14 protein-coding genes are annotated in these 14,061 nt (G+C 69.1%); all 14 read right to left on the bottom strand.

Features of this window, described 5'->3' with window-relative positions; all coding sequences use genetic code 11:
- Positions 1–70: 70 nt before the first annotated feature.
- The 14 genes from EOD73_RS09305 to pilM are packed head-to-tail and all read right to left on the bottom strand — an operon-like array spanning position 71 to position 13,987.
- On the bottom strand, positions 71–523 hold the full coding sequence (locus EOD73_RS09305; RefSeq protein WP_127682716.1) for an MSHA biogenesis protein MshP: 453 nt from the start codon (positions 521–523) through the stop codon (positions 71–73).
- Positions 520–1,368 (bottom strand): prepilin-type N-terminal cleavage/methylation domain-containing protein, encoded by an 849-nt coding sequence (locus EOD73_RS09300; protein ID WP_127682715.1) that lies wholly within the window; start codon positions 1,366–1,368, stop codon positions 520–522. Before EOD73_RS09300 ends, EOD73_RS09305 begins: the two co-directional genes overlap by 4 nt.
- Entirely contained in the window at positions 1,365–1,829 is a 465-nt protein-coding gene (locus EOD73_RS09295; RefSeq protein ID WP_127682714.1) for a type IV pilus modification PilV family protein, read from the bottom strand. Before EOD73_RS09295 ends, EOD73_RS09300 begins: the two co-directional genes overlap by 4 nt.
- The gene (locus EOD73_RS09290) at positions 1,819–2,307 is read right to left on the bottom strand and encodes a pilus assembly FimT family protein (protein ID WP_127682713.1); all 489 of its coding nucleotides are present in this window, start codon (positions 2,305–2,307) and stop codon (positions 1,819–1,821) included. Before EOD73_RS09290 ends, EOD73_RS09295 begins: the two co-directional genes overlap by 11 nt.
- Positions 2,288–5,788 (bottom strand): LamG domain-containing protein, encoded by a 3,501-nt coding sequence (locus EOD73_RS09285; RefSeq protein WP_127682712.1) that lies wholly within the window; start codon positions 5,786–5,788, stop codon positions 2,288–2,290. Before EOD73_RS09285 ends, EOD73_RS09290 begins: the two co-directional genes overlap by 20 nt.
- A 25-nt stretch (positions 5,789–5,813) precedes the next feature.
- The gene (locus tag EOD73_RS17940) at positions 5,814–6,227 is read right to left on the bottom strand and encodes a prepilin-type N-terminal cleavage/methylation domain-containing protein (protein ID WP_127682711.1); all 414 of its coding nucleotides are present in this window, start codon (positions 6,225–6,227) and stop codon (positions 5,814–5,816) included.
- Between the two features lie 29 nt (positions 6,228–6,256).
- Positions 6,257–6,769, bottom strand: coding sequence for a hypothetical protein (locus tag EOD73_RS09275; RefSeq protein WP_127682710.1), 513 nt, complete (start codon positions 6,767–6,769; stop codon positions 6,257–6,259).
- 1 nt (position 6,770) lies between these two features.
- Positions 6,771–8,012 carry a type II secretion system F family protein gene (locus EOD73_RS09270; RefSeq protein ID WP_127682709.1) on the bottom strand — a complete coding sequence of 414 codons (1,242 nt, stop codon included), beginning with the start codon at positions 8,010–8,012 and terminating at the stop codon, positions 6,771–6,773.
- Positions 8,013–8,014: 2 nt separating this feature from the next.
- Positions 8,015–9,727 (bottom strand): GspE/PulE family protein, encoded by a 1,713-nt coding sequence (locus EOD73_RS09265; protein ID WP_127682708.1) that lies wholly within the window; start codon positions 9,725–9,727, stop codon positions 8,015–8,017.
- Entirely contained in the window at positions 9,724–11,355 is a 1,632-nt protein-coding gene (mshL, locus tag EOD73_RS09260; protein ID WP_127682707.1) for a pilus (MSHA type) biogenesis protein MshL, read from the bottom strand. Before mshL ends, EOD73_RS09265 begins: the two co-directional genes overlap by 4 nt.
- Positions 11,352–11,723, bottom strand: coding sequence for a hypothetical protein (locus EOD73_RS09255; protein ID WP_127682706.1), 372 nt, complete (start codon positions 11,721–11,723; stop codon positions 11,352–11,354). Before EOD73_RS09255 ends, mshL begins: the two co-directional genes overlap by 4 nt.
- Positions 11,720–12,433 carry a hypothetical protein gene (locus EOD73_RS09250; RefSeq protein WP_127682705.1) on the bottom strand — a complete coding sequence of 238 codons (714 nt, stop codon included), beginning with the start codon at positions 12,431–12,433 and terminating at the stop codon, positions 11,720–11,722. The genes EOD73_RS09255 and EOD73_RS09250 overlap by 4 nt, the downstream gene beginning before the upstream one ends.
- Positions 12,430–13,050, bottom strand: coding sequence for a PilN domain-containing protein (locus EOD73_RS09245; RefSeq protein WP_127682704.1), 621 nt, complete (start codon positions 13,048–13,050; stop codon positions 12,430–12,432). The genes EOD73_RS09250 and EOD73_RS09245 overlap by 4 nt, the downstream gene beginning before the upstream one ends.
- A gap of 1 nt (position 13,051) precedes the next feature.
- Positions 13,052–13,987: a type IV pilus biogenesis protein PilM gene (gene pilM / locus EOD73_RS09240; protein WP_127682703.1), complete on the bottom strand. Its 936-nt coding sequence runs from the start codon at positions 13,985–13,987 to the stop codon at positions 13,052–13,054.
- Positions 13,988–14,061: the final 74 nt, after the last annotated feature.

Below are 14,061 nucleotides of genomic sequence, written 5' to 3'. Positions count from 1 at the left end.
TCGCTGCCTCCCTCACCGAGCCCCGCCCTGGCGGGGCTTTTTCATGGGCGCTCGCCCGACCCCCAGCGCGTCAATCGGTGACCGACACCTCGCGCGCCCGCTCGACGTACTGCGCGCCGGCCGCGGCCGTGTTGTCGGGGCAGGCCGCGCTGCCATTGCAGGCCACGGCCTGCACGCGGTAAACCCGCACCACGCGGGCCACGCCCGGGCTGCTCTCGCCCTCGTTGTAGCTGCGCCCGCTGCAACTCACCGTGACCCGCATGCCCGTGTCGGCGACGAGGTCCAGGGTCTGGGTCTGCGTCGCGCTGCAGCCGATCCACCCGCCCTTGAGCACCTGAAACAGCCCCCAGTCGATGCCAGCGCGGACCGCCGCTTGCGCACGGGCCGCCTGCAGGTCTTGGGCCAGGCTCGCCTGACTGCCGCTGCTGAGCCGCACCACGGTGGCCGCCAGCACCGCGAGCATCACCAGCACCACCACGGCGCCGATGGCGCCCAAACCGCGAGGAATGCGGGCGGCGTTCATGGCACGTTGCTCGTCATGGCGCTTTGCTGCAAAACCACGCGCTCGCCGTTGCGCACCAACTCCAAGCGCAGGGCCATGACGCCAAACTCACTCAAGGAGCGCTGGTCGTACACGAAGCTGCACGCCGCGACCCGCGTGGCCACGGTCTGCCCCGCGCCCGTGGGGCAACTCGACGGGTAGGCGGCGTTGAAGCCGTACGCGCTGAGCCGCGTGAGCGTGCCGGTGCCTTCGCCATCGACCACGCCGGTGCCACTGCAGCGGTAGAACACCGCCTGCTGGCTGTTGGGGACGACGAAGAAGCGCCCGCCGCTGTAGCCCGTGGGGAACTGGCGGGCGCCGATGCTGATGCGCTGCGTGCCGTAGACCGCCGCCGGGCTCGCGCCGATGGCCGTGATGGCACTGCGGTTCACCGTCGCTTGGTACGCCTCGTTGCTGTTCTGGTTGCCCACCACCACCCAATCGCCCACGGCGGCACTGCCATTCAAGTCGCCCAGCACATCGAAGGCCGTGGTCACGGTGCTGGTGTCCAGCACGGCCGACAGGTCCGGGCTCTGCGTGGGCTCGCCCGCCATGCGGTAGCGGCCCCCGCCGATCGTGGGCAGCAGTTCAAAACATTGGTCGCCCGGGGTGCGCACGGAGTTGGGCAAGGCCAGGCGCACGTCGCGGGCCATGACCTGCAAGGCGGCCTGCGCGGCGGTCTGCAACTCGGCCCGGCTGCGCTGGGCCAGGTAGCTGTCGAGCGCGGGGCGGACGAAGACCGTGATCACGCCCGCCAGCACACCGGTGATCACGATCACCAGCACCAACTCGACCAGGCTGAAGCCTCGCTGCAGGCGCGGACTCATGGCGCGGCGTACCCGGTGCGCCAGCCGCTGAGGCTGAGGGTTTCGGCACCCGCCGAGGCGGTGATGACGATGCGCTTGGCCTGCGCCACGCCCGCCAGCGAGGCGGCTTGCACGCTGATGCTGACGCTGTAGCCGGCGAGGTTGCCGATCTCGCTCCCGTCAATGCTGCAGATGCGGCCGGTGGTGGCATAGCCGTTGTAGTCGTCGAGGTCGTTGAAGGCGCTGCGCTCGCAGTTGGCGCTGCCCCCGCCGGCCACGGCCGCGTAGGGCCGGCTGAGCACCTCCTCCATCAAGCCCTCGGCGATGCCCAAGAGCTGACGGCGCACCAGGCCGTCGCCCGACCCCCGGGTGGTGGTGTTGAAGGCCACCAGCACGCCGGCCAGTCCGACGCCGATGATGACAATGGCCACGATCATCTCGACCAAGGTGAAGCCGCCTTGGCGCCGCGCTTCACTCGACATGGCCGCTGGCTCCATGCACGGTGATGGGCGCCAGGTCGGTGGCGGTGATGGTGAAGCTGCTGACCGTGCTGCCGGCCCCATCGCTGGTGACCTGCCCATTGGGCTGGAAGTACAGGACAGAGGCAGGCGTCACGCCGACGCTGGTGCCCAGGCTCGGCGCCGTGGTGCCATAGCTGGCACTGCCATCGGGCCCCGGCAGGGGCGCCGTGCAGGCGCTCGCCGGGTTGGCCGTGGCCATCGTGAGGCTCAGGCTGCTGCCGCTGAACTGGGCGCACACGAGGCGGCGGTGGCCACCCGCCGTGGCCTGGGCCAGGCGCAGGCCGGCGACCACTTGCTCGCGCCAGCCCTCGCTGCGGAAGGCGTCCACCACGCCCAGGCGCGGCAAGGCCACGGCGGCCAGGATGCCGATGAGAATCAACACGGCCACCAGTTCCACCGCCGTGAAGCCGCGTTGGCGCTCAGTACAACTGGCGTTCATGGACACGTTTTTGGCTTTCGAGCGTGGCCGCGCCGAAGCTGGCCTTGGCGCTGGGGTCGCTGACCCAGGCGCCCGAGCAGGCGATGCCCGCCCCGGCGCCGCCCCAACGGCTGCGCAGCCAAGCCCGGTTGGCGCCCGTGCTGCTCGGGCGCGGCGTGGCCAGGCAAGCCTGGTCGGTGCTCGCACTGCCCAGGTTCAGGGCAACCGCCACCGTGCCGGCGCTGCCGGTTGGCGTGGGGGCGGCCAGTCGCACGAGACCCGTGCCGTTGCTGGGCGTGAGCGACGCGCTGACGACGCTGGTAGTCCAAGCGGCCGCGCTGGGGTTCAAGTTGGCGTAGCCGCTCAAGGCCACTTGGGCCGAGCTGAGGCTGGTGCAGGTGTCGCCGGTTTCCAGCACCCAGGCCTTGCCGGACCAGGTTTCCAGGCGGACGGGCAGGTCCAAGGTGCGCGACGAGGAACCAACCGCCGATTGCAGCGCAAGACGCCCACTCTTGACCGACAAGACCGGCTCGCTCGGCGCGGCGGCCGAGCTGACCCCGTCGGCGTCCGTGGCACGCAGCCGCACCGACGCGAAGGGCCCCGACTCTTTGTTGGCCAAGGCGGGCGTCAGGTTGGTGGCAGAGCCCACGCCGTTGCTGAACTGGCTGGCCGGCCAACTTCCATTCGTGAAGCTCAAGCCGACCGCCGCATTGGCGTCGGAGAAGCTGACGGCTTTGGCGAAGGCGCCGGTGTAATTCAGCGTCGTGATGGCCAGCGCATTGCGTGCCGTGACCGTGGCACTGGCAAAAGGCTGACCACCGTACGTGAAAGTCGTGCCACAGCCGGCCTGCGCCTGAACCCAAAGGTGGTGGGGGCGGAAGGGCCCCAGGGCGCCAGCCGTGCCCGTGCTGCCCACCACGTTGAGCCCACTGGCGAGGTAGTTGCTGGTGCTGACTTGCAGGTCCATCTGCCCCACTTCGCTCCAGACGAGGTTGGTGGCCAGAGCCAGCCCGTTGCTGGCCACTGCGCCCCCGGTCAGCACGCCATCGGAGGTTCCCGCCCCAAGCGGCTGTCGACGCAGCACCGACCAGCTCAGCGGCGCCGTGCTGCTTTCATTGCCGAAGTTCGCCGTGCGCGCGCCAACCGCATTGCGCGCGGTGGCCCGCGCCTGGAAGGCCACGCCAGCCACCTGAGCGCCAGCAGACAGTTGGTCGAACGCGAAATCGGCGGGCGCGGCCACAAAGGAAGTGGCACCGACCAAGGTCAGCCCGGTGTCGGCCGTCGCGTCGCTCCCGGTGTAGGTCGCGTCCAGGCGCACCTGGCCGGCGTCGGCGTACAGCAGCGGCAGCGTGGCTTGACCCGCGGCGTCAAAAGTCAGCGCCAGGCTTTGTCCAGTGCCATCGCACGCCAGTGCGGCGTTGTTGCCCGCGTTGAGGGCTCGACCGTTCAAGCGAACGGGCAAGCTGCCACTGGCGGGGTTGAGGTAGGAACAGCGCAGTTGCACGTTTCGCGTGCGCGCGCCCCAGCCGGCGCTGCAGGCGGTGCCAGCACCGGCGCTGATGCGCAAGGTCTGCGCCGTCTCGGCCACGTGCGCTGGCACGCTCAGCGTCAGGGCGGCCGCTTGCGAGGTGAGCGTGCAACTCGGGCTGCCGAAATTGCACGTTGTGGCGCCGGTGGGCGCGGGGAACGACGCGCTAGCGCCCAGGCGCGCATTGCCGGCGGTGACAAGCTGGAGCGTCTTGGTCACGGCACTCAGCCCGTTGGGAATCACGAAGGCATTGCCGTCGGCATACCCCGTGGCGCTGTCCCACACCGGCGTCACGCTGCCCGTCGAAGAAAACGCCCCGGTCAGTCCGCCTGTGTAGAGGCTGGAGCACGCGGCGTTGGCGCAGGCCCGCAGAGTCACCGTGACCGGCTCGCAGGTCAGCGCGGAGCCTCCGCTGTACAGGATCTCGAGGTGATCGATGGCGTAGCTCTGGCAGGCGTGGGTCAGGTTCAACACCGTGCTCATCTGCGCCGTGCTGAGCACGTAGTTGTACACATAGGCTTCGTCGATGAGCCCATTGGCCGAGTTGACGCTGCCATTGGTGTCGGCCACGCCAAGGGGGTTGTCGCCAAAGCTGAGCAGTCCGATCGCGGCATTCAACGTGCCCGACGACGTGAACGAGGCGGTGGTGGGCGTTGCGGCGTTGATGAACACCTGCAACTGGTCTTGGTTGCTGCCGGACAGCCCGTTGAAGTTCCAAGTCACGGCGACATGCGTCCAGGTGTTGGCCGCGATGGATTGAGCGGGTGAGGTGACTGAGCGCGCGGTGCCCGTGCTGTCGCGCACAGTGAAGACCAAGCTGCCATTGGCACGTTTGCTCAAGTAGAACCATGCACCACTGGGCCCGGAAGCATCCATCAACTGCACGTCGGTGGCCCCCGCACCGCTCCAAGCCAGGTTGCTGCGGTACCAAAAAGCGATGGTGCCGGTGCCCTGCAAGTTCAAGGAACTGTTGTTGAGCGACAAGCCAGTCTGAACCGCATCCACCACCGAGGCCGAGGTGTTGGCAGGGATGTCGGCGGCCCGACATACCCTGCCATTCGCCGTGGTTTGGGCCCGCCCCAGTGCCGTGCCATGCAACAGGGTGCTGCCCGAGTCCTTGACCTGCCCGCCCAAGCCGCGTGCCCATGCAGCCTCGTCAAAGTAGAACTGCGCGATGGGCAGGGGTCGGAAGAACTTGATCGCGGTGTTCGGCGGTGGCTCCTGAGAGGCGCCGAAGCTGATCACTTGGAAATCGGTGCTGCTCAGCTGCCAACCAATTTGGGCCGTGCCGGTGCCGCCGTGGATGATGTCGCCATACTGGTAGACGAAGGTACCGTCCTCGTTGAGGATCACCTGCAGGTCGAAATTGCCGCTGGTGTTCGTGCTGGTGACCCACTCCGGCACGTTTTTCCAGGTCACCACGAACTGGCGCGACGGTGCGGTACCGATCGTGGCCACGCTCACGTAGCAGTTGTTCAGGTCCGTGCAGGGCGTGCGGTTCGTCGAACTGGGGTAGTTCGGCCGCTCAACCAAGTTGGTCGGGTCCAGGTCGACGCCAAACACCTTCATGGTGTTGTTCATCGACGTGTTCGGATACGGGTACGGGTAGGTTTGCGGCGGCCCGACGCTCTGGGTGCCTGAGCCGCAGGTCGTGTTGCCGAACTGCACCCGCCCGTTGGTCATCACGTAGAGCTGCGTCCACGTGGTCGTGCCGTAAACGAAATTGAAGCCGATGGGGATCGGACCGGCCAGGGTGTCGTCGATGACCGGCGGCGTCGTGCCACAGCCGCTGGCTTGCACGAACTTGTAGGGCGCAGTGTTGGCCCCGATCTTGGTGTGCGTGCTGGAGTCGATGAACGCGTACGGCGTGGAGGCGTTCAGGTAGGTCTGGGCCACCACCGGAGCGCATGTCAGCAACAGGAGGCCGCACGCGGTGGCGGCTCTCCACCAACGCCCCACGCGGGTGCGGCTCATTCCAGCGGAGCCCGGATGCGGGCGATCAGTTGCCCGCCACGATGGCGTTGAAGGTGGCGTTGACCGTGGTTTCGGCCGTCAAGCGCACGGTGCAACTGAAAGCCGTGCCCTTGACCGTGCTGCCCGCGGCGGCGGCCACGACCTCGTAGCCGGTGGGCAGGCCGCCTTGCAGCAGGCTGGCCGTTTGGCTGCAATTGTCGACCTTGACGCACTTGTTGGCCGTCACCGTGTGGTTGGTCACCACGCAACCGCTGTAGTTCAGGGTGTGGGCCGATGCCGCAGCGCCCGCCACACCTTGGATCGCGGCGGTCTTGGCGTCCGAACTCAGGTCGACGAACTTGGGCAGGGCCGTGGCGGCCAAGATGCCCAAGATGACGATCACGACGATCAGCTCGATGATGGTGAAACCGGCTTGGGCGGTGGGGGCGATGCGCTTCATGGTCTGGCTCCTGAAAGATGGAATACGGGTCAACAAAGGTCTTCGGCATCCTGCACGCTGACGGGACGGTTGGGGCCCTCCCAGCGCAAAGAAAATCGGCAATGCGCCACACCTTGCAGTGCCACGTGCAAGGTGTCGCGGCCATCGGGCAACAGCTGCCACGACTGCCCAGCGCCGCCATGCTGTCGCAAGCCCGCCGCAAGCGCAACCGTTTGCAGCAAGGCTTGCACATCGGCATGCACCGGCATTTGGGCCTCCGGGTCGGGCGCCAGGGGGCCTTGCGGCGCGCGCAGGTTCACGCGCTGCAGGTCCTGAAGCACCCGCTGCCAGCAGGGCAAGTCGAGCTCCACCGGGCAACGCAGCGCGATCAACTGGGCATTGATGCGGGCGTTCTCGGCCGCCATGCGCAGCTGCACGCGCCGGGCCTCTTGCCCCACCCCTGCCAAGCGGTGCAGGAGCAAGGTGGCCAACACGGCCAGCACGATCAACATGGCCACCGCCTCCAGGCGCGACCAGCCGCGGTGGCGGTGCGAGCGGCGCATGTCATTTGCCACGCAGCGAGGCGCGTCCCAGGTCCCAGATGGGCAGGAACACGCCCAAGGCCAGGATGAGGACCAGGATGCCAAGGAAGACGATCAAGATGGGCTCGATCTGCTGACCCAAGGTCTTGAGCTCGTACTCGACGTCGTTGCTGTACAGGTCGGCCACCTCTTGCATGAGCTCGTCGACCGCGCCGGTCTCTTCGCCCACGGCGATCATCTGCAGCACCACGGGCGTGAACACCTGCGCCTGGATCGCGGCACGCAGCAGGGACTCGCCGCGCTCGATGGCGCTTCGCATGCCCTCCACCTTGCGGGCGATGTGCTGGTTGTCGCAGGTTTGCGCCACCACCACCAAGGCCTGCTCGATGGACACGCCGCTGCGCAGCGCGAGCGCCAGGCTGCGCGCCAAGCGTGCCAACTGCGCCTTGAGCACGATCGGCCCGGCGATGGGGATGCGCAGCTTGAAGCGGTCAAAGGCCAACCGGCCGGGCTCGGTGGCCACCCATTGCCGGAACACCAGGAACGCCGCCACCGCGGCGGCCACCAGGGCCCAGCCGTAGGTGATGGTGAAGTTCGACGTGGCCAGCAAAATGCGCGTGGCGAGGGGCAGTTCGGCGCCCAGGGTTTTGAACACCCCCGCGAACGCCGGGATCACCATCACGTTGATGACGCCGATGGCCACCACCATGGCGATGATGACGAACATCGGGTAGCGCAGCGCCGACTTGACCTGCTGACGCATGAACTGCTCGAAGCTCATGTGGTGGTAGAGCCGCAGGAAGATTTCGTCGAGCCGGCCGGTCATCTCGCCCACGCGGACCATGCTGACGAAGAAGGCGTCGAACACCTTGGGGTGCTGCGCAAAGCCACGGCTCAGCTCCACGCCCGATTCGAGGCTGGCGCGCACCGCCTGCAAGGTTTCGCGCAGGCGCTGGCTGGTGGCCGACTCGGTCAGGCCCGCCAGCGCGCGCAAGATCGGCACGCCGGCCTTCAACAGGGTGTGCAGTTGCCGGGCGAAGAGCAGCATGTCCACCGGCTGGATGCCGCGGCGCAGCCATTGCTGCAGGCGCTCCATCCACGCCGGCCCGGCGTCACCGGCGGCAGCGCTGCCCTCGGGCTCGATGCGCAGGGGCGAAATGCCCATGGCCTGCAAGGCATCGGCCGCCTCGCCCGCGCTGGCGGCGTCCAAGTGCCCCTGCTGCTGGCCTTGTGCGTTGTAGCCGGTGTAGCTGAACCGGGGCACGTTCAGTCGTCCTCGTCGACGTGCACCGACACGCGCAAGGCTTCGTCCAGGGTGGTCACGCCCTGCAGCACACGGCGCGTGGCGTCGTGCCGCAGGGTGTTGCCGCGCATGCGTTGGCGGCCCAGTTGCGTGAAGCCCTCGCTGTCGCCCCGGTTCATCAGGGTGACCAGGTCGCCGTCCATTTCCAAGAACTCGTAGACGCCGGTGCGGCCGGCGTAGCCGGTGTCGTTGCAGTGCACGCAGCCGCGGCCGCGCATGAAGCGCGCACCCTCCAGGCTCAGGCCCAAGCCCTCCACCAACGCCACCTCGCGGGCATCGGGCGCGTGCGGCTCGGCACAGTGCTTGCAAACGGTGCGCACCAAGCGCTGCGCGAGCACGAGGTGCAAGGACAGCGCCACCATGTAGCGGGGCACGCCCATGTCCAAGAGCCGGATGGGGGTCGAGAGGGCGTCGTTGGTGTGCAAAGTGCTCAGCACCAGGTGGCCGGTCATGGCCGCGCGCATGCCCACTTCGGCCGTCGTCTGGTCGCGCATCTCGCCCACCAGCACGACGTCCGGGTCTTGGCGCAAAGCGGCGCGCAGCACGCGCTCGAACCCGAGCTCGATCTTCTCGTGCACCTGCACCTGGTTCAGCCCGGGCAAGCGGTACTCGACCGGGTCCTCCACCGTGATGATCTTGCGCTCGCTGTTGTTCAGCGCATTGAGCGTTGCGTACAGCGTGGTCGTCTTGCCGCTGCCCGTGGGGCCGGTGACCAAGAACATGCCGCTCGGGCGGTCGATCGCGCGCTGGATGGCGCCGTGCACGTGCTCCGGCAGGCTCAAGCCGGGCAGGCTCAGCAGGCCCGTGCTTTGGTTCAGCAAGCGCATCACCACCGACTCGCCAAACTGCGTCGGCATGGTGGAGATGCGCACGTCCACGCCCCCGCCTTTGAGCTTGACGTGGAAGCGACCGTCTTGCGGCAGGCGGCGCTCGGAAATGTCGAGCCCGCTCATCAGCTTCAGGCGCAGGGCCACCGCGGCGCTGATCTTGGCGTCGGCTTCGGTTTGGATGTGCAAGACCCCGTCGACGCGAAAGCGGATGCGCAGGCTGCCCTGCTGCGGCTCGATGTGGATGTCACTGGCGCGGCGGCGCAGCGCCTCTTCGAACACCGTTTGCAGCAGGCGCACCACGGGGGCTTCGTCGGCGCCCACCGAGCTCAGGCCCAGCAGGTCGCCCAACGCGTCGTCGACGCTGGCCAGGTCGCTGGTCAGTTGCTCGGCCAGGCCGGCGATCTCGCTGGCGCCGCTGTAGCTGCGGTCGATCAGCGCCATCAGCTGGCTTTCGGCCACGGCCACGAGCTGGAACTCGCGCTTCAGGATGCGGGCGATCTCGTCGAAGCCCGCCATGTCCGTGGGGTCGGCCATGCCCACGCGCAGGCTGTCGGCCGCCGACTCGATCACCATCGCGCGCAGGCGACGGGCCTGCCCTTCGGGCAAGAGGCGGGCGATGTCGGCGCGCACCGACAGGTTGCTGACGTCCTGGAAGGGCACGCGCAGTTGCCGGGCCACCGTCTTGGCGATCTGGACCTCGGTGACCCAACCGCGCTCCACGAAGATGCGGCCCAGCTTGCGGCCGGTGGCCTTCTGCTCGGCCAGCGCCTCTTGCAACTGCGCCGGCTGCAGCAGCCCTTCCTGCGTCAGCAGGTCGCCCAGTCGAATGCGCGTGGGCTGGTTCATTGCGGCTGGCGCGCGGGCACCTCGGGCGGCACGGGCATGGGGCTCTCGGGCCAACGGCCGGCGTCTTGGATGACGGTGGGCTTGATCAGGATGACCAGCTCGCGCTTGCGGTTGACCTTGCTTTTCTGGCCGAACAGGTTGCCGACCACGGGCAGGCTGGCCAGCACGGGCAAGCCGGTGCGATCGCCGCGCAACTCTTGCGTCATCAAGCCCCCGATGGCGACGATCTGGCCGTCCTTGACGCGCACGATGGCGTCGGTTTCGCTGATGGCGGTGCTGGCCAAGGGCAGGCGGAAGTTGCCCAGCGTGCCCAGGTTCAGGATTTTTTCGCGCTCGCTGACCAGGCTGATGGACGGGTGCACGTGCAGCATGACCTGGCCCTCGGCGTCAATCTGTGGCGTCACGTCCAACACGATGCCACTGAAGAAGGGCGTCACCGTCAGCGTGGGCGAGTTGGTGGTGCCGCCCCCGGTGGTGTTGGTGGATTGGTTGGTGGTGACGCCGGTCACGTACAGGTCGTCCGAGCCCACCTTGAGCAGCGCCTTCTGGTTGTTCAAGGTGGCGATGCGCGGGCTGGACAGCACGTGCACGTCGCCCTGCGTCTCCAGGAAGTTCAGCATCGCGGCGAAGTTCGTGGCCTGGAACGCCAGCCCGTAAAAGCCGCGCCCGAGGCTGCCGCTGTCGATGCTGGCACCGGGCACGCTGATGTTGGTGCCGTCGGTGATCGCGCCGGTGCGGCCGATGACCGCGCCGGGCTGGCCGATGCCGATGCTCAGCTGGCCGCCGCGGGCCCCGCCCAGCAGTTGCCCGAAGGCACCCCAGTTGATGCCCGTCTTGGCATCGTCGGTCAGGCTCACCTCGAGGATCTTGGCCTCCAGCATGACCTGTCGCTCGATGCTGACTTGGATGGCCTGCAGGTACTCCTCGACCTGGCGCAGCTCGGGGCCGGGAGCCCGCACGACGATGACGCCAGCGGCCGGGTTGAGCACCACCGAACGCCCTTTGTCAGCCCCCACCAGCAGTTGCAAGGAGGCGCTGACCTCGGCCCAGAAGTCGGCGTCAGAGGTGGTGCGCACCTTGGCGCTGTCGATCACGCGCAGCTGCGTGCTGCCACCGCCGCCATTGCCGTTGTTGTTGGCGGCATTGCTCGCGTTGCTGGCGTTGCCCCCGCTGCCGTTGCCGCCACCAGAAAACGCGCCCGAGCTGACGCGCAGGTCGCTCTCGCCTTGGCGGCGGCCCGGCAGGTAGTTGATGCGGAAGATGCGCGTTTGCACGGCGTTGGAGTACACGAACACCTTGTCGCCCTGCACGCGGTAGTCGTAGCCGTACAGCTCCTTGACCGCGTCGAGCGCTTCCATCACCGTGGTGTTGCGCAGGTTCAAGCTGATGTTGCCCTGCACGTCGGGCGCCACCAGCACCTGGTAGGGGCTGCCTTGCACGATCTGCAGGAACACCTGGCTGGCGGGAGCGTCGACCAGGGCGATGTCGAAGCGATCGCTGCGCGCCGCGGCCGCTTGCGGCGGCGGGGGCGTGCTGGCCCGCGGCACGCGCGGGCTTTGCGCCAAGGCCACAGAGGTGAGCCAGGGCGCCAAGGCCAGGGCCAGGAAGGAAAGTCGCAACGTCGTCATGGGCGTACCCCGCTCGCAGGGAGCATGGCAGGTGATGGGGGCGTCAACAGGTGCAGGCGCAGGCTGCGGCCTTCGGGGTCGCGCAACACGGCGCCGTCGACCTCGATGCGCAGCAGGGTGTGCCCCTGCCACGTTTGACCCGGGCGCAGCACGCGCCCATTGATGAGGGCGCTGGGCTCGGCACCGAGCCGAACCCCTTGCAAACGGGGTCGGACCAAGGGCGCGGCCGAGGCGGCGCTGGCCGCCGGCGCCGCGGCCCGCCAGGCCGGTGGCGGCTGGGTGGGGTCAAGGCCCCAGGCCGGGGACCCCAGCCCGGCAGCCGTCAGGGCCGCGATCGCCGCCCACTGAACGCAGTGCCGGCGCGTCATAGGGCCAACCACGCGGGATCGGGGCTGAGGGTTTCGAGGTCCACGGTCAGCTCCAGGGTGGGGTGCGACTGCACCACCAGAGACAGGCTGCGCAGCCGCAAGGGCGTGTCTTGGACGCGCGCCAGGGCTTGCACGTAGGCCTGCAAGGCCTCGTAGCGCCCCGACAGCACCACCTGCACGCCGTGGCGGTAGAGGTGCGGCACGCCGGCGCCGCCGGGGGCGCTGGCCTCGGCCGTCGGGGCGGCCGGCGGCCCCAGGTCGGGCAGCGAGCGCAAGGCCACCAACTGCAAGCCCCCACCCGGCGCTGCTTGGGCTTGGCGCTGCACCAGGGATTCGATCAGGGCGAGCGTGTGGGCGGCATCGGCCTTGGCGGCCATGGGCTGGCTTTGTTCGAGCGCCGTGCGCTGCTGGCGCAGTCCCTCCAACTCGGCTTGGCGCTGGCTGCGGCGCGCGGCGATGTCTTGGGCGCTGGCCAGCAGGGCCGACTGGGCTTGCTGCAGGGCCTGGCGCTCGCTGGCCTCGCGCGCCAGCGCCTGCTTGCGGGCTTGCAGCGCCGGGGTCAGCCACAGCGCGTCGCTGACCCAAAACACCAACACCAAGACCACCCCCACGAGCAACAACTGCTCGCGCAGGGAGCGGGCGGCAAACCGCCCCCAGGCGTCGTTCCAACGGGCGCGTTGCGCGGCCCAGGCAGCGGTCAGTGCACTCATCGCACGTTCGCCTTGGGTTGGCTGCGCAGCACGAACTGCGCGGGCTTGGCCGGCTGGGCTTCGCGACCGACGACCACAGGCGCTGGCTCCACCTGCACTTGCGCCAGGCGCTGCCCCTGCAGGGCCGGCTGCGCCTCCAGGCGGCGCAAGTAGGCAGGCAGTCGCCGCGGGTCGAGCATTTCGCCTTCCAGTGCCATCGTGGCCGCTTCACCCCCATGCGGGGCCTGCCATTGCATGGCGGTGAGCCACACGTCGCCCGGTGCGGCCTGGGCCAAGGCCTCCAGCCAGGCGGCCGCGGCCGCGCGGCCATCGGGCTCTTTGGCCTGGGCCTGCGCCAGGGCCTGCAGGGCTTGCACGCGCCAACGCAGGGCCTCGATCTCCTTCCGTTGTGCGGTTTCTTCTTCGGCGTTGGCGCTCGGTGCGCCGCCCAGCTGCTGCAGTTGGGTTTGCAGGGCGGCGCTGCGCGCCAGGGCCGCCTGGGCCTGGCCGCGCACCTGCCAGGCGGCGCCGGCCACCGCGGCGGCCACCAGCAGCGCGGCCAACAGCACCCGGCCAGGGGTCACCCACACGCGCGGCGGCCGCAGGCTCGGGTCGTACAGGTTCAGTTGTTGCGCCATGTCAGCCCTCCCGCAGGGCCGCACCCAGCGGCAGCAGCCAGGCCGAGGCCTGGGCGCCGGCCAAGGCGGGCACGGCGCTGCAGTCCAAGGCCTCCGCGAGGTCGAAGGGCACCACCGGCACGAAGGTCAGGGTGCGAAGGTGCTCGGTCAGCGCGGCCATGCCCGCCCCCGGCGCGACCAGCAGGCGCGCCAAGCTCAGGTGGCTGTGCACGCGGTCGAAGCTGTCCAGCGTGCGCTGCACCTCCAAGCCCGTGCGGTCGAGTGCGGCCTCGCGCCGGGTGTCGTCGTCCGCGCTCAAGGCCTCGGCGGCCACGTCGATTTGCCGGAACATGACCAGCTCGTCGCCGTGCGTGATGACCAAACTGCCCTGCCCCGCACCAAAGCTCAGCAGGGCCTGCGCGCGGCCTTCGGGGGCCACGCGGGCGCACAGGTTGCGCAGGGCCGTTTCGGCAATGTCCATGGCCTGCAAGGGGCTGCGCACGGCCTCGGCGGCCGCCACCAGCGGACGCAGCCCGGCGCGCGGGCTGAGCACGGCCAGCAGTTGCTCGCGACGCTGCACGCTGCGGTCGCTGGGCACGCGCAACAAATCCAAGGCCGCGTCGGCGACGTCGAAGTCGACCTGCCCCTTGAGCTGCCAGCGCAAAGCATCGCGCCAGGCCTCGGGCGGCAACTCGGCCGGCGCTTCGCTGGTGAGCACCCGGTACTGCTCGCGCTCGAGCACCCAGACGCGGCGCGTGGCAGCGCCGTGTTCGCGCTGCAGCGCTGCCAAGGCCTCCCGCCTGGCCGACCATGCGTCGGGCCAAGCCCCCTCCCAGGTCCAGCTCACCCGCGGCCGCTGGCCGACCTGCGGCAGCACCTGGGCGGCGCGCAGGCGTTGCCCCTGGGGCACCAACGCGGTCCAGCCCAGCGGCGACGACGATCGAAACAGAGACAGCAACACAGTTCCCAACGAGGCGATGGGCGCCGAGTATTCCAGCCCGTCCTTCTGAGGCTCCCCCCGGATAATCCCGC

This window comes from Inhella crocodyli, assembly GCF_004004565.1.
Lineage (GTDB): Bacteria > Pseudomonadota > Gammaproteobacteria > Burkholderiales > Burkholderiaceae_C > Inhella > Inhella crocodyli.
This window is presented reverse-complemented; position numbering and strand designations above follow the sequence as displayed.

Bases quoted from the DNA above. Each gene is read 5' to 3' on its own strand.
- EOD73_RS09300 (WP_127682715.1), bottom strand. From the start codon at position 1,368: ATGAGTCCGCGCCTGCAGCGAGGCTTCAGCCTGGTCGAGTTGGTGCTG.
- EOD73_RS09295 (WP_127682714.1), bottom strand. From the start codon at position 1,829: ATGTCGAGTGAAGCGCGGCGCCAAGGCGGCTTCACCTTGGTCGAGATG.
- EOD73_RS09250 (WP_127682705.1), bottom strand. From the start codon at position 12,433: ATGAGTGCACTGACCGCTGCCTGGGCCGCGCAACGCGCCCGTTGGAAC.
- EOD73_RS09290 (WP_127682713.1), bottom strand. From the start codon at position 2,307: ATGAACGCCAGTTGTACTGAGCGCCAACGCGGCTTCACGGCGGTGGAA.
- EOD73_RS09255 (WP_127682706.1), bottom strand. From the start codon at position 11,723: ATGACGCGCCGGCACTGCGTTCAGTGGGCGGCGATCGCGGCCCTGACG.
- EOD73_RS09305 (WP_127682716.1), bottom strand. From the start codon at position 523: ATGAACGCCGCCCGCATTCCTCGCGGTTTGGGCGCCATCGGCGCCGTG.
- EOD73_RS09275 (WP_127682710.1), bottom strand. From the start codon at position 6,769: ATGCGCCGCTCGCACCGCCACCGCGGCTGGTCGCGCCTGGAGGCGGTG.
- mshL (WP_127682707.1), bottom strand. From the start codon at position 11,355: ATGACGACGTTGCGACTTTCCTTCCTGGCCCTGGCCTTGGCGCCCTGG.
- EOD73_RS09245 (WP_127682704.1), bottom strand. From the start codon at position 13,050: ATGGCGCAACAACTGAACCTGTACGACCCGAGCCTGCGGCCGCCGCGC.
- EOD73_RS17940 (WP_127682711.1), bottom strand. From the start codon at position 6,227: ATGAAGCGCATCGCCCCCACCGCCCAAGCCGGTTTCACCATCATCGAG.
- EOD73_RS09285 (WP_127682712.1), bottom strand. From the start codon at position 5,788: ATGAGCCGCACCCGCGTGGGGCGTTGGTGGAGAGCCGCCACCGCGTGC.
- EOD73_RS09265 (WP_127682708.1), bottom strand. From the start codon at position 9,727: ATGAACCAGCCCACGCGCATTCGACTGGGCGACCTGCTGACGCAGGAA.